The organism is Vibrio sp. 10N.222.54.E6 (genome assembly GCF_041473955.1).
GTDB classification, from domain to species: Bacteria; Pseudomonadota; Gammaproteobacteria; order Enterobacterales; family Vibrionaceae; genus Vibrio; species Vibrio tasmaniensis_A.
The window spans coordinates 1-20,667 of sequence record NZ_JBFRTD010000047.1 but is presented as its reverse complement, the minus strand read 5'-3'; the positions used below and the strand labels follow the sequence as shown (position 1 = coordinate 20,667).

Genomic DNA, 20,667 nt, shown 5'->3' with positions numbered 1-20,667 from the left:
TACCCCCCTTTGCTGTGAATAAGGGGGGATTTAGTTATTAATAACTAAATTGACGAGGTGTTAGGGGTTTATTGAAGGTTTTTTGCTTGCCTGAACTTGGGAAGAGGCGAGGATTAATTTCAGTTCATCCTTTTTTGTTAAACAGATTTGGCTTGATTGATTATTAAGGTTCACGTTAACAACTTCAAGTTCGTATCGAAAATAGAAATAACTGATTAGTAGGACCGCGAGGGTTGTTGAAGATAAGCCGATGAAAGTCCATTGGTATAATTTTAGATGATTGGTTGCTTTTTTGAGAGGACACGAAAACTTAGAGTGACGTGGTAACTTTATATCTCTCGGCGGGTCTAGTGAGGTTTCAAATTCAGGAATATGAATCTTGTAACCTTTTCTTGGGATGTTGACGATTTTGATGCTATCAAGGTCTAGAACTTTTCTTAGGTTAGTTATCGCGACTGGTAAAGAGTTAGGCCCGATGATATCTGGGCTCCCCCAAGCGGCAATAATTAACTCTTCTTTGGTTGAAATGAGTTGTTCTTTCTTAATCAGAGTTTCAAGGATACAGCTTTCAGGTAGGGTAATTGAAAATGACTTTTGATTGCTAAGCATCAATTGAGCCCCTGATTCATCCCTGTGTAATATACAATTACCTATAGGTAATTGTAGGTTTTCGAGATGTGCTTTTAACATAGTGTTTCTCCATATTTCTAGAGAGCGATGGTTAAGACAGTTAGTTTTTCTAGTGCTTTATATAATGGCTCATTTTTTGAATACTATTTACAAAATTTTGAATAAATTTGAAGTTAAACGAAATATTAGTTAAGGCGTTTTGTTTCATATGAAGCTAAAGGTCAGCTCTTTTCCTCCTTTGTCGTTTAGGTAAAACTGCATCCAACGCCAGTCCTTCTCCTTACAGGCCTTAAAAGTGCAGTGGATATTTTTTCCTTTAACAATATCGTTATCGCAGAAATCTATAAATGATTGAAAAGAGCGGCAGATCAGTGTTTCCATATTAGTAGTCCTTTTGAAAATTTATTCATATACACATCTCTAATTTATCTGTGTAGATGAATGAATTTTAATAAAAAATGATTATTAATAATTTTAGATTACCCATTTGGCAATGGCTAAAATTTAGGCCATTCCTCATAGGATTTTTTTGATAATTTATAAATAATTTATCAAAAAAATCATCTATTTATAGTGATAGTTTAGTTTTTTAAAACTGGGGTTTTGGAGGGTTAAATAACAATAAATTTTTGACTAATACTCTCATTCTTCCTGTTTTATATAGTTGCTTCTTCTCTGTCTACGAGATCCCTTGAGCCTGTTATTTTGCTTTTATTCCTCAATTCGTTACGAAAGAATCGGAACTCTTAATCGAGCTGCAGCTATTCATTTTTTGGTGTACTTACTAATCTAATGTTTATTAGTACAGATTTCATTGCGTTTTGGGGGCGTCTAGCTTGAACTTGGGTCACTAAAAAATAAAATAGGTTAGCTTATGGTCTTTGATGGTCGGCGGAATATTGATTGTTCTAGGGGGTGTAGTGGTCAAAAGTACCGGACACTGGCTGAAGGGCCATTAACTGGTGACAACCCATCATTTTCTTGAGGGCGTTGCCGATTGTAAGGACTCATCAGATAATAGCCGTTGTCTTTCTTGTCCTGAGTTTGTTCCAGGTAGCTTGTTTCTGGTACCCACTCGGCTTTCAAGCTTCTAAATAACCTTCTATGGGAGTGTTTTCCCAACAATTACCACGAAGGCTCATGCTTTGAGTTGTCCTGGCATCCTTGATATTAATAGAACATCATGTTCTTCGCCGTCCCCGTTTCTCCTAAGCCAGCCCTAAAGCTTTAGATGCTAATTCAGCATTGGACTTATCTGATAAAGGCCAGCCCACAACGCGTCGACTAAATAGGTCAAGCACTACTGCTAAGTAGGCCCACTTCGAACCAGACCTAAGATAAGTAACCTCACCTTGCTCAATTTTGAGTTATTCGACCCAGTGTCGTAAAGCTGTTTCACGTATTCCATAGAGCTAGCTGCTTCAGGGATGGAGCCCCCTTGGTCAAGAACCAAGCTTGCAGCATATATTTTTGAATTCAGTAGAAAATGTACGTCTTTGTCGTTTTGCCATTGAACCCCTCATTTATGAGGTCCGGGATCAGGAGGCCACTACAGGAGAGAGCCTTTTGGACGTGAGAAGAATTAAGCCTTATCATTATTTATTAATAATAAATTAATGGTCTTTATATTTGGCTAAGATAATAATTCGATTGTTAGGTTCACCTAGAACCAAACACTCTGCACTTAGCCAATTTTTGGGTTATAAGGATGAAGTTACCCTAGGTCAAATAGAATAAGGAAGGAAGTTTCCCAAGCCAACTTGTTCTTGATGGTTTAGTCGCTTGTAGTCATCCGATTTTTTCGATTTGGCATAGAGGGAGGTGACAAACAAGTGGTTAATTAAAATGATGGATGTACTTCATCGGGGGGGGGGTGTTTTAGAGTTTGACGAGGCCAAACTCATTGTAGGGCCTAGTTTTTACTGATTTGGAGACCATTTTCTTTGCATCCTCAGCGAGTATTCTATCTTTAGTCTTCCATTATCCTTTCCGCAAGTGCGTTCTGATAACAGTCATAATTGTATTTGTAACTCTCTAATTTCATGTTGGATATGTGTCAACCTTATTTAGGACGGGTTAGGTGAAAGATAAAGGCCCTAATTTGAGAGCCTTTATCTTTTTATAAAGTTGATTGGTGGTGTTTACCTAACACTGATTGGATAGCTTTATCGAGTTCAGCTTGGACATCCTTTGATAAGCGACCAAATTCATACGAAAAGTTTCGACCTTTAACACGCTTACGAGCAAACATACCTTTACTGTCGAACTCTGCTAGAGGAGTAATGACAGCTTTGTCTAATTCTTGCTTGGCTTCAACGATCTTTAACTCATCTTTAATGTAAGCAATCAGAGCGTCTTTAGCGTCTTCTTGGCTCTGCTCAGCCTGAGCGTTGACAGCATTATCGGCTATTTTTTTAATGAAGCTACTCAAGGCTTTCTTGTCATCGGCGAACGCTTTCATCACCTTAGCCAAGAGGGAGTAATCAGCATGAGACAAGTCGTTAACGACAGGGAATAGGGCAATCAGCTTACTGTCAATACTGGCTGCTTTCAGCGCTCGACCTACCGCTTGACGGCTAATATTTAAGATTTTTGCCGCATCTTCTTGAGTTAGCTCACCGTTCTTCATCAGAGTTTGACATTGCAAACCAATCTCACGCTGGTTGTGCTCTTTGGCGGTTTGCAGCTGCTTAGCCAGCGCTTTGGCATCGGTGGTAGAAAGCTCGTTTTGAGTGACTAGAATTCGGAATGTTTTTACACGACCTTCTTGAAATAAAAACCAAGCACGACGGCGAGAGCCATCAAGAATATCAATGCGACCATTAATTTCTCGGCCAACGGCTGGATAGAACTGCTGAAACTCTAACGAGTTCAAATCTTCCAATGATTCTTTGGTTAACAGAGACTGGTCACGACCATTAACATCAAAGGTCACAAATGAGTTCTGCTTAACTTGTTCGTGTGACAGTGTAACTTCATTGAAAGTGGCAGTTGAACCAGAAGCTAATTGCCAAACCATTTTCTGGCCAACAGACTCTAATCCAAACTTAGTTCTAAGGTAGTCTTCAGCGTTTTGCCCGCTTTTCTCTAGCTCGGTGCTGAGTTGACTTGTTAGAGTGTCTAAATTTGCTTTGGCCGCTGATTGCTGCGCTTGAGCTGAACCAGGAGCATTGCCTAAAGGGCTCCCGCCACGTTTCTTCGCCATTATTTGTTCTCCTGTTCACGCCAAACGTTCAGAATATCGCGCAAGATCTGACTTGTAACTTCATAGCTGTTTTGTTGCGCGCTTTGGAAAGTTGCTTTGCTTTTCGGGTATTCACTTTTCGACATATCAAACACCGTCGAGAGTAGGGAAGACGACTGACGAACGGCCTCACTATGCTTAAACTCTTTTGAGTACAAGTAAGGAGAGAAGTTGTCGTACAGGTTGTTCATTAATTCGGTAGTGGTTGAGCTATCACGATGGTTAGTCAGTAAGATCTTCATGAAGTCGTAGCCTTCATGGTTGGCGTTCTCTAACAGGGCCCACACCTGAGGAATGTAGCTGAAGTAAGAGCAGGTAGCATCAATGTCGTTTTCGGTAATCGACAATGGGAAGACCACATTCGTTGCGGCAAAATACGCATTGAAGGTTGCATAACCTAGTGAAGGAGGGGTGTCGATAATAATGATATCAAACTCATCTTTTACACTATCGATGATGTCTTTAAGTAGTGAATAAGGTGAATTTAAGGTTTGACTGAATACTTGCTCATGAAACCAGCCTTCCATCGCTCGGTCACTTTGCGCGGCAGGCAAAATGCGCAGGTTTGGAATGGTAGTTTCAAGAAAGGCTTCAGAGATGACTTGAACAACGGTTTCGCCTTCATCGAGGTCGAACGTTTTCATCATCAAGTCACCAACAGACAAGTTACCTTCTTGCTCGGCTTCGGGCGCGTAGTACATCGATAGCGTGGCTTGGCCATCCATATCGATTAGACCAACACGATACTCTTGATGAAACTCGGTCGCTAAACCTGATGCGATAGTCGCGGCAGAAACGGTTTTACCAACACCGCCTTTTTGGTTCTGGATAACCATCACTTGCGCCTTTTGCTGCTCACTGCGTATGAACTTAGCGTCTTTACGTAGATTATCTGGTAGTAAGTTACGTACCTTGTACATTTCCGCGATATCGATCGACCATTGTGAGTCTTCATGACGACGGGGATCTATCGCAGCGGCGGTAACATACCGATCAAGCGTTTTTGCATCAATGCCAAGGTAGGCCGAGGCTTCTGCTCGGGTAAAGTTACGCAGCTCTTTGCGATGATTGGCCAGTAAACGTTGATTACGACGCTGAATGTAAGCGTCTGCACCGATTTTAAGCGCTTGAAATGTGTTTGTAGTGTTTTGATTATCCATTTCTGCCTCCGGGTAGGGATAAGAAATAGTATATACCTCAATTTTTGATGTTGGTATAAAAAATTGAGGTGTTTTCGATTTTAAATAAATGATTGTGACAGGTTGATAAAGGAGAGCGCTTAAATTACCTATTAATTACGAGTATTCATTTTTCAAATCCCTCTTAATAACTCCTGACTAACAATGAAAGTTGAGCTGAGTCGTACAACTTCGATGAAAAAAAAAGGAAGTTATTGATATGATTGAGAATGTAGCATTTACGAAAAAGACTAAGCGTTTTTGGCTAACGCTTGTGGGATCGGTTGTGTTTGTTACGCCAACGTTGATTCATGCGGCTGAAGACCAGGATTTAAAGGGAGCTGTGGATTATTATGTTTTTGGTTTAACGTCCAGTGAGAGCTTGCCGAACAAAGACAGCAGTGCGGCAGCTGGTATTGCACGGATTACATTGAATTGGCGAGCTTACCAAAAAGAGAGTGATACCGGAGCTTTGCAGCTGAGGGTTGATCATAAGCACGGTTATACAGAGAGTACGCCCTCTGAATTTGTCATGGAGAATGGCGGAGGGTTTGGTGTAATCCAACCAGCTTTTAGTGATATAGGTTTAAGGTTAACGAATCTTTATTGGACACAAACCTTTAATAAACAATCTACTGATATGATGGTTGGTTTTTTAGATGCAACTGATTATGTTGATACTTATCAGTTGGGTAACCCTTACTATGGTTTTTCTAACTTACAGTTTAGTACCGGTTCCGGTTCTATCCCAATCCCAGATGAATCAACATTCGGCGGCGTTCTACGCCATATGATGTCGGAAAACTATTATTTTTATGCAAGTTTCTCTGATGCAAAAGCTGATTCGACTAAGCCTTTCGATGGTGTTGAACAGTTCATCAATGATAATCAATATTTTAAGTCCCTAGAAATAGGTTGGGTGGAGTCGAAAGACGATTTTTATTTGAAGAATTCACACCTAACAGTTTGGCACAGTGATGGAAAAGAGAAAGCTAGCGAAAACTATGGCGCAAATTGGTCGTCCATATATAAAACCGGCTCATGGATACCATTTTTCAGAGCCGGTGTCGCGCAAGGACCTGAGGCTCTATACAAATCTTCGGTCGTGTTTGGTACTGGGTATGAGGCAGGACCTGGCATGCTAGGCATCGCCTTGGGTTGGGCTAAGCCCAACTCTGCTAATGTAGCTGATGACTCTTATAACTCTGAAATCTATTACCGAATGAACTGGGGTGCGCTCTCGTTAACTCCTAATGTTCAATATCTTTATTCTTTACCGAAGAACTCAGAAGCTGATGACAGTTGGATTATTGGTTTAAGAGGTAATCTTCACTTTAGTTTCTAGTCTCTCAAAGCTCTCCCGAGCTTGAAATTCGGAAGAGCTTTTCTTTAATATTGCCCTTATAAATAAATTAATTATTAATAATTAATTTATAAAAAATGCAAAAGTTATTTATTTTTATTTGAGTAGTTAATGACATTGTGGAAATCATGATTGCCAATAAAAAAAGAAGAGAAGGCGATTTCTCTCGAGATAAAATTCAGCAAAAATACAATGTGCTTGAAGGCGCTCGACAAAGAATTTGCTATCTTTTCGACAACTTTAACCATTTCTATGTCTCCTTCTCTGGAGGGAAAGACTCTGGCGTCCTTTTAAATCTGACTATTCAAGAAGCGAAAAAGCGTGGTCGATTACCTGTCGATGTACTCATCGTGGACTTTGAAGCTCAGTATCATGAAACTCATGCCTTCATTGAGCGCATGGTACTGGACGGAGAAATTAACCCCTATTGGGTTTGTTTACCGCTCAGCTTAAGGAATTCAATCTCACAGTTTCAACCTAAATGGCTTTGTTGGGATCCTGCTAAAGAAGCGCAATGGGTCAGGGACCGACCACCGCATAAAGGCGTGATTTCAAACCCGGATGTATTCCCTTTTTTCCAAAACGGGATGGAGTTTGAAGACTTTGTTTTTAAGTTTGCTCATTGGTACCAAAAGGAAAGGGGTGAGCCAATCGCTGTGTTAATCGGTATACGTGCTGATGAGTCTTTACATCGCTTCAATACCATTAAAAATAGGTCCAAAAAAAAATTTTCAGATAAATATTGGACGACTAAAATGCAGCCAGATGTGTATATGGCTTATCCCTTATACGATTGGAAAACTAAAGATATTTGGGTTGCGAATTACCGCTTTAGTTGGGATTACAACCGTATTTACGACTTAATGCATAAGGCCGGCGTCCCTCTTTCACAGCAGCGGCTTTGCCAACCTTTTGGAGATGAGCAAAGAAAAGGGCTGTGGCTATATCAAATATTAGAACCTGATACCTGGCAAAAATTAGTTGCCAGAGTAGAAGGATGTAACTTTGGTGCTCGATACTCAAAAAGTCAGGGGCGTATCCTTGGTTATTATCGCTTTGAATTACCACCGGGGCTTAGCTACCGGCAATACAGTAAATACCTTCTGAAAACCATGCCGCCACATGTAGAAAAACATTACCGAGACCGAATTTTTAAGTTCTTACAGTGGTGGCGTAAAAACGGTCCTCAAAAAGGAGTGACCTGCATCCCTGATTACGCAGAGAGTAAATTGGAATCTAGGAAGCAAGTTCCTAGTTGGAGAAGAATTTGTAAAGTACTGATTAAAAATGACTATTGGTGCCGAGGACTCTCTTTTGGGTACAACAAGTCCTTAGCAAAACAATACCATGCCCTCTATGGAGAAGAAGAGTGATACGAATGGAAAGTGAACCTACTCTAGCTTATCAGCATCGCACCAAGAAGCCGTTGAAATCTATCAATAACACGGACAAACAAGTCATTGATAAGGTCGCAATTTACAATAAAGCAGCCAAAGTACTCATCGAGCTTATTCCTGATTTACCGCCAGCTTGTCATGTTGAAATGATCCCACTTGATGAAATAGAAGCTAATCAATACAACCCAAATAAAATGGCGCCTCCAGAAAGCAAACTCCTAAAAACGTCGATGGAGAAAAATGGTTTAACTATGCCTATTTTGGTTAATCGTTTGAATGCTTCGGTCAAAAAATACGTTGTCATCGATGGGTTTCATCGTTATCAATTATTATTGAACCACCCAGATCTGCAAACCCTAACGGGGTACATCCCCGCGGTGGTCCTTAATTTGCCTGAAGAAAATTGCATATCGACTTCTGTTCGCCATAACCTGGCGCGTGGCTCACACCAAGTTGAACTGATTGCAGATCTGATTATTCAACTCAAAGAGATGGGATGGGCAAATCATAAAATTTGTTACGAATTGGGAATGGATAAAGATGAAGTTCTACGATTACAACAAGTCACAGGCCTCGCTGCTGCCTTTAAAGATCAAGAATTTTCACAGTCCTGGGAGTAATTGATTTTTTAGCAATCACGCCGTAAACCCTCGCCAGCTCTGAGGGCGGGGAGATAAGGCGAAAGTGCGATAGCACTTTAAGATAGACAGCCCGAAGCAGTTGATATAAGACTGTTCATGAATACAGTTAAGGATTTTGAGTGTTAAGAGCAACTAAGGCACGCATTTACCCAACGTAAGAGCAATCTGAGTTTTTAATAGCTCAGTTTGGCGTTGTGCGTTTTGCGAACCACAAAGCTCTACATTTAAAGTCGCATATGTACCGCAAGCTTCCGAAAATGAAACCTGTAGAGGCGAACATTCACCGTGAAATTGTAGGTAAAGTTAAAAGTATTACTGTCAGATTGAGTAAAACAGGTAAGTTCTACGCATCTATCCTTGTTGATGATGGAGTGGAAGCGCCTAGTTTGCTTCATACAGTGAGTAAGGTGACAGGTATTGATCTTGGTCTGTCTCACTTTACTATTGAATCGAACGGCAGAAAGACAGTTAACCCCAGATTTATAAAGCGTGCTGAGAAGAACCTCAGACGTAAGCAGAAGTAGTTATCTCGTAAAGCTAGATTGCTATTAGCTAAATGCGATGAAAAAGTCGCTAACGCTCGCGCTGATTTTCAACACAAACTCTCTCGAACTCTCGTAGACAAAAACCACGCTGACCCCCCAAAAGATAGACGTTATTCTGTTAAGTGTAAGTGGTCAACATTTCGGACACTGATTTAAGCCTATTTTCGGCATTTACTGGCGACAGCCCATGAGTTGCGTGCTGAGGCCGAGGCCGATTGTAGTAACTCATCAAGTAATAGCTCATATCTTTCCTTGCCTGAAATTGTGGCATCAGGCTTATCTGATAAAGACCATTCCACAACGCGTCGGCTTAAGTAGGTCTACTTTGAACCAGACCCAATCTAAGTAAGATCATCGCGTCTAGCCTCTCCAATTTTGCATGTTTATATCTATGCGAACCTGGCTGATTACTCATTAACCAGCTTCACGCATTCTCTGACGAACCTTAAATCCCCCCGATTTTGACACCTTCTGCACTCAACATCGAAACAATATTTTTTAGTTAGGTTAAATAGGTAGAAATATTAGGCTAATTTAGAATTTAATTAATATGTCATTCCTAAAATTAAGTTCTAGATTCTAGGTTCTAGCGCTTTTTTGTGCCTCCCTAGCTTGTAAGGGGAGCAGTCTAATAAGAGCAATTGAACTAACGAAAGAAAGGTATTTATTTATGTCTAGTATGAAACAGGTAAGGAGCACAACCCCGCCTTCAATGATTGGAGGAGCCTGTATTGTCGCGTGCATTTGCGTCGGCGCTGGTATGCTTGGACTTCCCGCTGCAGGGGCTGGGGTCTGGACCATCGGGGCTTTAATGGCTTTGCTCTTCACTATGCTCATTATGACAACCAGTGGTTGTCTGTTACTCGAAGTTTTAAAAGATTATCCATACAGGTCGTCTTTTTCTTCCATCACAAAAGATTTGTTAGGAAAAGAGGTTAATTTTTTTAATAACTTAATGATCTACTTTGTGGGAGGGATTTTACTGTACGCTTACATCACTTCATCTGGACTGATCATTAAGGAGTACTTTGGCCTTTCCCCTAAACTAGCTTCTATCCTTTTTGTGCTTATCTTTTCTGGACTAGTTTGGCATTCAACAAAAACAGTTGACCGCATTTCCATGGTGTTGATGCTATTTATGATTATCAGCTTTATTTTTGGGACTGCTGGCCTTTGGTTTAATGTTAATCTTGTTACTTTGTTGGATACTGCTCACTTAAAGTTTGAGTATGCGCAATACGTATGGGGGTTTTTCCCTATTGCTTTAACTTCATTTGGATACCAGCACAGCGTCTCCACTCTGCGAGACTACTACCTTGATGAAAGGCTCGCACAAAGGGCGATTGTAGGCGGAACGCTCATGGCGTTCTTTATCTACACCATTTGGCTATTAAGTATCTATGGTAATTTACCAAGAATTAGCTTCGGCCCTATAATTGCAGAAGGTGGAAATATAGACATCTTACTCATCAGCTTAAAAGCAGTGTTGGCTGAAGAAACCCTATCAAATGTCATTAGTGCTTTTTCAGCGGCGGCCATTTTGTCGAGTTTTATTGGGGTAGGGTTGGGTGTGTTTGATTTTTTGGCCGATCTTTTTCAATTTGATGCTACCTCCAAAGGAAGAACCAAGACCTGGGCGGTTACATTTATTCCGCCTCTTATTTTTTCTCTTCTTTTTCCTTTTGGTTTTCTTAGCGCAATTGGTTATGCAGCGTCTGCCGCTGCGATTTGGGCATGTATCGTACCGGCATTGTTAGTAAGGAAATCGAGACTACAAAGACCAGCGTTTAACAACCTTGAAGAGAGTGAAGAAGATCAGAAAAAATCGAAGGCTTACCAAGTGCCTGGAGGAGAGTTGGTGTTGGTTGGTGTGTTTATCTACGGTGTGAGCATCATCGTTATCAACGTACTAGTCCTGTTCGAAGCGCTGCCCGTTTTTGACGGCGTCTAGCCTTATTAATTTTAAAATTACCCACCCAAAAGATTCAAATCACGGTCAAGGACGAGCAACCCGAGCGCTGAGGGGCGTGGTTATTTGCCGATCGAGCCCTATTAGGACGGTTTTAAAATAAACTCTAGCGGCAAAATCTTGGGTTCCGAGTAAATTTAAATAAAGTAAGCATGAACAAGAAGGATTAGTGATGAAAGTGAGTGTCTATATCGATCAAGTGTTGTTCAAACAAGCACTCAGAGCCGCCAAAAGCTCTGGACTGACCCCGTCCCAAACCATTGCCCATTGGGCGGCAATGGGTCAATTCATGGAAACCAAATCCCTCGGATCGCTGAGGCTCATACAGAGTGGCCCTAGAAAGAAGTAAATTTCCAGCCCGTTTTCATCGCTCTGGCGAAACCTTGGAGCCCCAGTAAACATCGTTAATAAAGACATTGAAAAGCCGAGCCAGCCCTCGGCCTTTCGATAGCGTTGCCGACGGAACTTGAATGTTCCGTACACAGATGGCCAGAGAAGAATGGCTCTTATGGATGTTTGAAATTCTTGAGAACCAAGTGATAGACAGAAACTCTGAAGCGCCGGCGGATTGCGTGGTGATTTCTGGCGCAATTTTACTCGACGTCCAAAAGAAATGAAGCGTTGGGAAGTATGAATAGAACTCCCCATGCTCCTTGGTGAGCGCAGTTAATTCGGGGACGGTTAGCTTTGCTAAATCCTTGCAATAACGGTCATATTGTCTACCAACACTGTCATTTTTCTCGCACCATCTTGTTGTCGAAAATTTGCATAATGTCCGTCCATCGGGGCATTCTACTCTAGCGCTTGAATGCTTTTTGCGTAAGACCGCACCACATTATATTTCATCTCATTAACGGTATAATTGAGTTTTTTAAAATCCAAACTTGGGGAAGAACTAAAATACTTACCGTTTGTGTCGCCAAGTTAAGCCTTCTATCACTTTAAGCAATCGCTTTTCGTATTGTTCCGCTCCGTCTCATTAAGTGAGCAACACATTTTCAGCGGTGGTGTTCGTGATAGTTAATAACGGGCTGATGAGCCTCTGGGCCTCAACAGAAAACGTCACTTTGCCTTGTTTTATAACGATAATTTTTCCCGTCTCAGCCGTATAGCCGTGGGGTCGTTCATTAAGGTAAACTGATCACGGTCGAGTACTTCAAGAGCGTCTTGAGACGTTTTTAGTTCAACGGTTAGTTCAGCTGAACTAAAGATGCACACCTTTAGCTTGGTAAAAAACACGGCAAGGATTAACCACGAATTCACGAGAATTGAGGTGTTTAAGATCAGGAGGAAGACGCCCAGACTCGGGAAATTAGCTGAGGCGTTCGACTCTTTCGAAGATGTTTTGAACGAGTTGTTTGGCAGCGAGCAGGTTTTCAAGGGCAATGTATTCCGCGAATTATTGAGAGTCGATAACGCGGGCTCACTCCAAATCCCTTCAGCCATTTTGACATTTTTCCTTGCTTCATCAGGACCCAGTGCTTTGCCTTTGAGATTGCGAGTTCACCGCCAGCAAGCCCTTCGAGAATAGCCAAACGGTTTTGCATAAACTGGTGTCCACATCAACCAGATACGTAGAGGGGGTCCCATGTTCGGTGAACAGCACTGGCTAGGTCTGTGAGGGTTTTGGTCGCTTGACGCTTAAGGGAAGTAACAAGCTCGACTTTCATGAGAAGGACTCCAACAGAAGACTCAAGTGATACTATTGAATCACTTGAGTCTAGTAAGTTTAGTGGAGAGAAATGCAAAGCGTTGGGAGTTACACTAAACAGTTTGTTATGCCTTTAATTGATAGGTCGCCTTTGAGGTGTATTCTGCCACACCTAAAATGCTAAAAACCCCGCCTATTGTTGTAAAATTGCACGCCCCTTCTTTTGCACAAGCAGAGAGGTTTTTATTAAACCAAGCTCTCGTAAAATAACCCGATTCTTTTAAATGTACGTAAGCGAACTGGAATTCAGAGAGAGTCACTCCTTTTTCATAGAAAGACGCTTTTTTAGAATGAGAGGGAATACGATAGATTAACGCCTCTTCACCTCTTCGTATGCCGAGACCTTTGATTACAAAGTCAGTTTTCATTTCTGGTTTTTGAATAACTCGACCTACTTCTTTAGCCAGTTCTCGGATGACCTTTTCCATTTTTCCTCCTGAGGTATAGATGGCCTTGTTAGGTGTCTTATTTTCGATGTTTTAGTAGTTCTACAACATGCTCTTTAATTTTGCTATCGCAAGGAAGTTGAGCACAGTACCTTCTTGAAACCAATAGAAGGTACTATCTAAGTTTGATTTTAAGGAATCAATTTGCTCAGTAGTTAAGCGTACCAAATATGCTCTCATTCGGATTTTTCGCGCTGTTGATGACAATTACGACATAGGCACCCTGGAGCTAAAAAATTACGAAACGTTAACGGCTAAGGTGCGACAGCAACGGCCTCTATCTCAATCATGGCATTGAGAGGGAGTTTTGACACTTCGATACAGGTTCTTGCGGGAAAATAATTGGCACCATGTTTAATGAAAAAATCATTATAAATTTCATTCACAATTGAAAAGCTCACCATATCGGTAAGATAAACGGTTGTTTTTACTACGTCTGACACATCAGTATTCGCATGTAGCAAAATGGCTCTCATGTTCTCTAGGCATTGAGTCGTTTGTTTTTCAAGGCAGGATTTAACCATCAAGCCTGATTGTGAGTGAAGCGGTAGCTGTCCGGAAGTGAAAATTAGCCCTCCAGAAATCACCCCTTGAGAGTATGGGCCAATAGCTTTAGGGGCTGACTGAGTTTCAATTATTTTTCGCATATTATTTAACCATAGGTTTTTGATGAATCAACAAAGCTATAGGATTGGGTAAAAAAACACTTATTATTTAACTATAATTAAAAATGAGATTTGAAGGGAACGGAGAAGCTAGGCAAGACAATTGCTTGCTTAGACCACTCACTAACTTTTAAATATCCTTTCCTTACTCCCTCTTGGCAGCACTGTTTTCATTGTGAAAATCGCGTAGCGTTCATTTCACTTTTATGATGGAGGAGAAAAGTGGCTGACAACCAAAGCACGCTAAAACTCAACCAAGTGAATTTAAAATAAAGGCGTAAAGTAGACCGCCCCGTATAAACCTTACCTCTCCTTAAACCCTCTACGCTGATAATCAATAAATAGTGAAAAAATCACTAGATACCCCACTTGCAACGCAATAATACTAATATCAACCGCCTCCCAAGGGTTAAAGTGAAGCTGAGTGCTTAAATAATAGACAAGATCATAAAGTAAAATAAACAGGTTATGGCAAGCATGAATGACAATGACTACTCCTAGGCGGCGATATCGCTCAAAGACCCAACATAGAAACGCCCCAGACATAAATGCGTCCAGCGCCCACTGGTGTATTGAAGCAAATATTAAGCTTGAGAGTAATGCGGCGTTAGTAACCCCAAAAATGGACCTGAAAATAACAAACAACAAATAACGAAACAGGAGCTCCTCTATCACGGGAGAAATGAGCACACCGTCTAGAGCGCTTCGCAACACACTCGACCAATCAATTACTCCATCAGAGGCCGAAAATAAAGGGGTAAAATTGTAGGATTGGGCCTGCCAAGATCCCGGGGAAAACCAATCAAAAATAATATATTGAAGATAATTTGATACGGAATTTAATGAAATCACCCCAATCAATATCAACGCGCCTTCACCCCATGTACATACGTTTCTGGGCCAAGAGGTTAAGTACTGCTTCCAATGCTTATCTCGCCGAGCACTAACAAATAGCACGAAAAAAGCGATAACAGGTAGAAAATAGTAGGCGAAAGCAGAGTAGAGTGCTCGATCCAAAGTCGGATTTAATGCCCACTCTCGGGTAATGCTCAGGTAGTAATCAAGCAGGACATAACTTGGAAAGAAATAGCCTATGTAAACCACCACCACAGCTGAAATCACTAACCGCATCGTAAACTCCAAAAAATTAATAACCATAAGGCAGTTCTTGCCGCTTTTATCATGTTGGTCGTTTAAGCTCACTTCGCGAACGTGCTGCGCTGGTAAGGCTCACTATAACGAGCCCTTTGCAAGAGAGGTGCACTCTATCAAGCGAATCTGGGAGCTAGCTTTTAATCCCACGGCCTAGGGTTACCCCCCAAAATTTTCCAACCTTATGAAGAGTAATTAATAATTTCATAGTTAAATTCCCCCTCTATTTAACTGGAGAGCGAAACCAATGTTTTAGGTTTTAAAGGAGTTATCTTCCCAAATAAATTGAATGGAATGTTAAAGTTTTTTCTATGGTTTAATTATTTAATTATAGGTAATTAAATAAAAATTTAATTTTTTGAATCGGTCATTGAAGCAGCCCAATTCATGGATGTGGGTAAGTCTACGTGGGTTCGCCAACTAAAAGCAAAACGCCAGGAAAAACTCCGAAAGTCTCACTTAGGACGCCTGAACATTTAGGTTGGCTCATTTGTCCGGATTATACTTGTATCAGCCTCAGAGCAAAGCAAGTCGAGGTCTCATTCAAGACAAAAACGTGCGTAGAGATAAGTGCTCCCGATCTTACTCAAACAAATACGGGGAGCTGGAGGCGGTGCTTATGACGCGAGATTGCGCCGCTTTCTTGGAACGTGGTCACCCTAGAGCTATTGATTCTAGTTGCTATGAAGACTGGGATGAAAAAAGGGGCGAGGTTGGGAAGACATCAAAACTATACAAAGAACCCCCTACTTTAGTCGGTGGTTTAGGGCTAGAATCACAAGCGCGAGGGTTCAACCGTGAAGGGTCTGAGACGCAGGGGGCGTAAAACTCGTTGTCTGGCATACTGGTTCCTTCGCTGCCATTTTTGAGTCTTACACTCAAACCAGGACCTCGATTCGTCCCTGACCAGTAATTTATCCTGAGCGCCTAGACTCGCACGATAAACATATTACCGTATGTATTAAATAACCCTTTTAACTCCTTTTTTTTGTAAAACCAATATTTTCTCCGCCGAGGCTATTTAGGAATATTTTTGATGGTGAGTTGATAAACATCTTCCTACTCCCAGTATCGAAGCTCTCAAGACATGAAGATCCAGTAACTCTACATGTGAACACATTCACGTCGATTGTGTGAGTGGTGATGCCTCCATCTTCAGCTGTCGTGACTGTCGTGCTGCCAACCGCAACCCCTGACAACCAGCCAGTAGGTGTCATCGTTGCCGTGCTCAGCTCATTCGACGTCCACGTCAAGGAATCGCTTACATCGTATGAAGTGTTATCGCTGTATGTTGCCGTCGCCATTAATGACCTTCCACAACGGAATTTATGAGGGGGTGACCGCAAGCGAGGTGAGGACCGCAGCGGTAAGCAATGGCTCTTCGGGAGCGAGAACTATTGCTGATCTGGTGATAAATCAAGGCGTAGCTCTGAGCCGTTATCTAGCAACAAAGCTAATGAAAACGCTTGGTTCGATTAGCTGTCAATTACCGAGACATCAGTATAGGAAAGCCTAAAGGGGCTACATTCCACAGCGAGCAAGATAGTCACTAGATGAGTAGAAAATATCGTCAGTTACTGTGGCGTTTTCAGATAAAACAAAGTTTATCTCGACGAGGAAATTGCTGGGAGAATGCTCCAATGGAACGTTTCTTTAGAAGCTTAAAGACGGAGTGGATCCCAACAGTAGGTTATCGTAGCTTTTCTGAGGCTCAACAATAAATTATCCAATACATCATTGGCTATTACAGCCAATTGAGGCCACATCACTATAATGGTGGCCTCACACCTAATGAATCAGAGAGATTGTCTTGGGTACCCTCTAAAACCGTGGCCAATTTCAGTTGACCACTACACATAGCAAAAAATTATAAGCAACCTACTTTTGTAGGTTTGATACTAGGATGAATAACTGTCCCATTAGTATGGGCTAGAGACACTGGTTCAGTTTCTAGAACTGTGCACTTAGGTCCTAAGCGCTTATATATTTTAGGATGCATCTGAGAGAGAATCGAGGTAAAACTTTTATAGTCAGGACTTTCTAAATGCACCGCGCGACAAGTTCCAATAGGAAAGTACGTATGTATTGCCTCAGGGGCTAAAGCCGAATCCTCATAGATGTCACTTAGCTTTACTTTTACCGGGTTCAACTCACATCCCTCAAACGTCCCATTTTTCTTGTACCTATAGTCACTAGGCTTCTCTGTTAAAGGATTAAAAGTATGGCCATAGTAAGAGTCTGTACAATTTCCTCCAATATACTTGTTGTCCTTGTCATAAAGACATAAGCGCGTACGCATGATTAAGCTGTTGTAGCAAGACGGGACTCTAAGATTTCTTACGGTGGTTTTCTTGCCTATTGGTATGAAACCACCTCTGGACCCCTGACAAGTTGCGCTCGTTCCACCGGAATCAAAATATTGATAACCCAACTTCCCACCTCTCAGAGAATCTAAAATGAGGTCATCAAGATAGGTGAGCTCCCGAGTATCTTTCTCTCTAAGTATAGGGTAGAGAAATGCTTGATCACTCAATTGTGGTCCCTCATAAAATGTCACGTAACTATTTGATAAATCGATCGCTCTAGCATTAAAGGAGAGAAAAAAACAACTCAAATAGAACAGTATTCTTGTCCTTGTGTACATATATTACTACCTTTGATTAAAATCAGTTAAACGAGGCTCCACCTAACTCTTAATGCAGACCGAATACTAATAAATTAACTATCAATTATGTTTTCCTTACAAGTGAGTCCAATCGAGTATTGAGAATGACATTTCTTTGATTTTACTAGTCTTTTAAATCAAAAATTTTGCGATTAGGTGGTGGGTTGGCATTAATTGAAGCGATAGCAAGATAAGAAAGTTTAGATTATTGTTATTTTTAGCCTGTATTTTGGGGGTGACAGGACCCCTGTAAAAGAGAAATTTGATATTAATGTAAATACAGTGTGGTTAAATCTACACCCCAACCCCTGCAATCGTGGGTCGGCTGACATTTTGGATTGATGAAAAAGTGATCCAACAATGGCAACGGACCAAGCAAGGTGATCGTGGAAGACCTCGTTTGTTTAGCTAATCACTTTACCGGAGCAAAAGGTAGCCTCATCACCCCTCTAGAATTGTCTGAGGCTGGCTTTGAGATGAAGAACGTCCTATTTCGAAGGCGTGGCCAGAACGCTTGCGCTTCCTCACTCCTTTCACTGACTTTAATTAAGTTCGAGTAAAGGCTTATTGTCTTATGTGCCTATTTCCCTTTCGACTCACATCATTTGATGGGCTCACAGGCTGTTAACCGTGATCGTTCTGAACCCCAATGACAAGGGTATATGAACGCTTCGCGCCCTTGTCCTTGAGAACCAAGAACGTTTGCCGGACAGCCAAGCGGCTCCATAAAAGTGATACTCAAACAGAAAGGAAACTCCTCATGGTACAACGACACTCAAGCCTAACTCTCTCTAAATCAAAGTTCAGCGACCAGCGTTTCGCCGCTGGGCACGAAAGCTCACCAAAAAATGATGTCTCTAGATCTTTGGCGGTCTTGAAGTTGCGCTATCAAGTCAAAAAGTGTCGTGATGAGGCGAAAAGAAAGTCTGATTGGGTTTCCAAAATCCAGCGTTTAAAAATGTTCAGTCGTCGTCAGTCGCCAGAGCAACAGGCTGATATCGCGTCGTTAAAAGGCCAAGGGTTCGTTGAAGCTATCAAGCAGCAGTTTCCGCAATTGGTGTCGCGTCGTTTTGCTTTCCATGAAATCCGTGACTTTTTCATTGAATTAAATGGCGCTGGCTTTGGTGAATGGTTTCTTCACGAGCGAGCGGATCACATTATTCTGTACACCACTTACGGGTCTGTGTTTCCAGCGTTGCGATTCGTGCAAACGGAGGAGGGGACGTTTAAGTGCTCAGGGTTTTGTTTTGATGTGCGTTTTGGCGTTTAGAGGGTCACATGAAAATACGTTCTACGGTTTCCTCTGACATATCCAGGCACGTGATTTGGGTGAATTCAATCGACTTCTTAATACTAAAGGCACCGGGGGGAGGGGTGAGTATCAGAGTGTGTGACTGTGCTACCACCATTAAACAAATGCGAGAAGACGACGCCTATGCGAAGAAAACGGAAAAGACGACAGAAACAACCTCCGAGCATCGCGCGTCGGCCAAAGGTTTACTCTCTTGTCTGTATAACGATTAAGGTCGGCTGATGCGCGACGGCATCAAACCCTCATAAGGTAAGGCCATCAATAGGTCTGAATTTTGTTTCGATATTCCAGTCGTTTTCGGCATTCAATCGGTTCGGGTTTGTTATACGAGCAACGCTTTTGCTCTTTGTGAGCACCAGGCGATTATGCGTATTGTAACTACCAAGCAACTTTGTCTTGGAGTGGTGATTTTTTCAAAACTTACTGAATCCTAAAAAGGACATCAAGCCACTACTTGCAGTTGCCAAGAAATCGCGTAAATACCACTGGTTGAAGCAAGATGATTCAACCGTCTTGCAGCAATCTGTACTCAATCGTCACCAAGCCTTTGATAACTTCTTTAATCCGAAGTTGAAAGCCAAGTACCCACATTCAAACGTAGACACGGTAAGCAATCGAGCTATCACTGTGTTGGTGTAAAAGTCTTTGATGGTGCATCAAACTCCCGAAAATAAAGCCTGTAGAGGCGAATAATCACCGTGAGATTGTAGGCAAGGTTAAGAGCATTACGTTAAGCAAGGTAACTGGTATTGATCTAGGTCTATTTCATTTTGCTATTGAATCGAACGGTAGAAAGACAGCTAACCCAAGATTTGTAAAACGTGCTGAGAAGAATCTCAGACGAAAGCAGCGTCAGCTATCTAGAAAAGCAAAAGGCAGTGCCAATCGAGCAAAAACTAGATTGCTCGTTGCCAAATGCCACGAAAAAGTGGCTAACGCTCGTGCTGATTTTCAACATAAGCTTTCTCGAACTCTCGTTGACGAAAACCAAGCGGTGATAATTGAGACATTGAAATCAACAAACATGATGAAAAGCCGCAAACTGGCGAAACACATAGCGGACGCCTCATGGCATAGTTTTGTCTTTAAGTTGGAGTACAAACTAAAAGAGCAAGGCAAATATCTAGTTAAACTAAATCAGTGGGACGCAAGCTCTAAACGTGCTGTTGTTGCGGTCATAAAGTGGAAGAAATGCCCTTATCGGTTTGCAAGTGGGATTGTCCATCAGGCGGCACTACAGACATAAATCGTGACTTAAACGCCGCCCTTAATATCCGTGATAAAGGCCTTCTAGAATTAAAGGCGGTTGGATAATCGTCTCTGCTTATGGAAGCTGCGTAAGTCTTGATACTATCGAGCAATGGCTAACGAAATAAGAAGCATCGCCCAATAGGCGGTGAGTAGTCACTTAGATAGATATGCTGAAAACCCAAGCAAACGAGGGAAGAGCTCCTAGTTTTTTAAGGACTTAATAGCATTTTTCTAGCTAGGCATAGACCTTCGGATCTTGTCACTTTGGGCAAAAAGTAAAAATAGAGTAAAGCAGATGATGGCAAGTCCTAAAGATATTCCTAGTATTAATAAGCTTTCTTCACATATTAGAGGTAAGGCTATTGATAAAAAAGCGAGCAGGACAACAAATAGTTCACATCCTCCCCCGAAAATAGGATGCTGATGACGAAATACTGCCCATTGATAAACCATTGTTGATAATCTCCTTGCAGCTGAGCTGAGCTGAGCTCAGCTCAG

At 41.7% G+C, this 20,667-nt stretch carries 17 protein-coding genes and 6 pseudogenes; 12 read left to right on the top strand and 11 right to left on the bottom strand.

All coding sequences use genetic code 11. From position 1 onward, the window contains the following. Positions 1–60 precede the first annotated feature (60 nt). The 6 genes and pseudogenes from AB4513_RS22645 to AB4513_RS22620 all read right to left on the bottom strand — a co-directional run bounded on the left by AB4513_RS22645 (position 61) and on the right by AB4513_RS22620 (position 5,034). The gene (locus AB4513_RS22645; protein WP_016800058.1) at positions 61–690 is read right to left on the bottom strand and encodes a winged helix-turn-helix domain-containing protein; all 630 of its coding nucleotides are present in this window, start codon (positions 688–690) and stop codon (positions 61–63) included. Between the two features lie 144 nt (positions 691–834). Further along, positions 835–1,011, bottom strand: coding sequence for a hypothetical protein (locus AB4513_RS22640; protein ID WP_016800056.1), 177 nt, complete (start codon positions 1,009–1,011; stop codon positions 835–837). A gap of 543 nt (positions 1,012–1,554) precedes the next feature. Next, positions 1,555–1,787 (bottom strand): annotated as a pseudogene (locus AB4513_RS22635) (hypothetical protein); the annotation flags it as partial. Between the two features lie 54 nt (positions 1,788–1,841). Then, positions 1,842–1,949: pseudogene (locus AB4513_RS22630) on the bottom strand (hypothetical protein); the annotation flags it as partial. Positions 1,950–2,749: 800 nt separating this feature from the next. Next, positions 2,750–3,835 (bottom strand): ParB family protein, encoded by a 1,086-nt coding sequence (locus tag AB4513_RS22625; protein ID WP_016800055.1) that lies wholly within the window; start codon positions 3,833–3,835, stop codon positions 2,750–2,752. Next, positions 3,835–5,034, bottom strand: a complete 1,200-nt coding sequence (locus tag AB4513_RS22620; protein WP_102258282.1) for a ParA family protein — start codon at positions 5,032–5,034, stop codon at positions 3,835–3,837. Before AB4513_RS22620 ends, AB4513_RS22625 begins: the two co-directional genes overlap by 1 nt. A gap of 238 nt (positions 5,035–5,272) precedes the next feature. Between AB4513_RS22620 and AB4513_RS22615 the strand changes: the two genes are divergently transcribed. From AB4513_RS22615 to AB4513_RS22595, 5 genes are all read left to right on the top strand, one after another. After that, positions 5,273–6,397 carry a carbohydrate porin gene (locus AB4513_RS22615; protein ID WP_016800053.1) on the top strand — a complete coding sequence of 375 codons (1,125 nt, stop codon included), beginning with the start codon at positions 5,273–5,275 and terminating at the stop codon, positions 6,395–6,397. Positions 6,398–6,543: 146 nt separating this feature from the next. Beyond that, positions 6,544–7,788: a DUF3440 domain-containing protein gene (locus AB4513_RS22610; protein WP_016800052.1), complete on the top strand. Its 1,245-nt coding sequence runs from the start codon at positions 6,544–6,546 to the stop codon at positions 7,786–7,788. Positions 7,789–7,793: 5 nt separating this feature from the next. Beyond that, positions 7,794–8,432 (top strand): ParB/RepB/Spo0J family partition protein, encoded by a 639-nt coding sequence (locus AB4513_RS22605; RefSeq protein WP_016800051.1) that lies wholly within the window; start codon positions 7,794–7,796, stop codon positions 8,430–8,432. Positions 8,433–8,710: 278 nt separating this feature from the next. Continuing rightward, positions 8,711–8,977, top strand: a complete 267-nt coding sequence (locus tag AB4513_RS22600; protein ID WP_240798348.1) for a transposase — start codon at positions 8,711–8,713, stop codon at positions 8,975–8,977. 691 nt (positions 8,978–9,668) lie between these two features. Next, positions 9,669–10,949 (top strand): aromatic amino acid transporter, encoded by a 1,281-nt coding sequence (locus AB4513_RS22595; protein WP_029222809.1) that lies wholly within the window; start codon positions 9,669–9,671, stop codon positions 10,947–10,949. 1,234 nt (positions 10,950–12,183) lie between these two features. On the opposite strand, the pseudogene AB4513_RS22590 reads toward AB4513_RS22595, so the two are convergent. The 5 genes and pseudogenes from AB4513_RS22590 to AB4513_RS22570 all read right to left on the bottom strand — a co-directional run. Continuing rightward, positions 12,184–12,413, bottom strand: a pseudogene (locus tag AB4513_RS22590) (type II toxin-antitoxin system RelE/ParE family toxin); the annotation flags it as partial. Further along, positions 12,404–12,637 (bottom strand): annotated as a pseudogene (locus AB4513_RS22585) (prevent-host-death family protein); the annotation flags it as partial. The pseudogenes AB4513_RS22585 and AB4513_RS22590, both read right to left, overlap by 10 nt. Positions 12,638–12,743: 106 nt before the next feature. Continuing rightward, complete coding sequence (locus tag AB4513_RS22580; protein WP_016800046.1) at positions 12,744–13,106, bottom strand: hypothetical protein; 363 nt, start codon at positions 13,104–13,106, stop codon at positions 12,744–12,746. A gap of 272 nt (positions 13,107–13,378) precedes the next feature. Continuing rightward, positions 13,379–13,771, bottom strand: coding sequence for a Rid family detoxifying hydrolase (locus AB4513_RS22575; protein ID WP_016800045.1), 393 nt, complete (start codon positions 13,769–13,771; stop codon positions 13,379–13,381). Between the two features lie 321 nt (positions 13,772–14,092). Beyond that, on the bottom strand, positions 14,093–14,920 hold the full coding sequence (locus tag AB4513_RS22570) for a CPBP family intramembrane glutamic endopeptidase (protein ID WP_102258283.1): 828 nt from the start codon (positions 14,918–14,920) through the stop codon (positions 14,093–14,095). A 384-nt stretch (positions 14,921–15,304) separates the two neighbouring features. Between AB4513_RS22570 and AB4513_RS22565 the strand changes: the two are divergent. From AB4513_RS22565 to AB4513_RS22535, 7 genes and pseudogenes are all read left to right on the top strand, one after another. Beyond that, positions 15,305–15,420 (top strand): annotated as a pseudogene (locus tag AB4513_RS22565) (IS3 family transposase); the annotation flags it as partial. 140 nt (positions 15,421–15,560) lie between these two features. Further along, complete coding sequence (locus AB4513_RS22560; protein ID WP_016800043.1) at positions 15,561–15,767, top strand: hypothetical protein; 207 nt, start codon at positions 15,561–15,563, stop codon at positions 15,765–15,767. A gap of 537 nt (positions 15,768–16,304) precedes the next feature. After that, positions 16,305–16,788 (top strand): annotated as a pseudogene (locus AB4513_RS22555) (integrase core domain-containing protein); the annotation flags it as partial. A 1,578-nt stretch (positions 16,789–18,366) separates the two neighbouring features. Beyond that, on the top strand, positions 18,367–18,876 hold the full coding sequence (locus AB4513_RS22550) for a hypothetical protein (protein ID WP_102258285.1): 510 nt from the start codon (positions 18,367–18,369) through the stop codon (positions 18,874–18,876). A gap of 8 nt (positions 18,877–18,884) precedes the next feature. After that, complete coding sequence (locus tag AB4513_RS22545; RefSeq protein WP_017100372.1) at positions 18,885–19,130, top strand: hypothetical protein; 246 nt, start codon at positions 18,885–18,887, stop codon at positions 19,128–19,130. Positions 19,131–19,573: 443 nt separating this feature from the next. Next, positions 19,574–20,164: a transposase gene (locus AB4513_RS22540; RefSeq protein WP_338390936.1), complete on the top strand. Its 591-nt coding sequence runs from the start codon at positions 19,574–19,576 to the stop codon at positions 20,162–20,164. After that, on the top strand, positions 20,110–20,232 hold the full coding sequence (locus tag AB4513_RS22535) for a transposase (protein WP_198592117.1): 123 nt from the start codon (positions 20,110–20,112) through the stop codon (positions 20,230–20,232). Before AB4513_RS22540 ends, AB4513_RS22535 begins: the two co-directional genes overlap by 55 nt. The last annotated feature ends 435 nt before the right edge of the window (positions 20,233–20,667 follow it).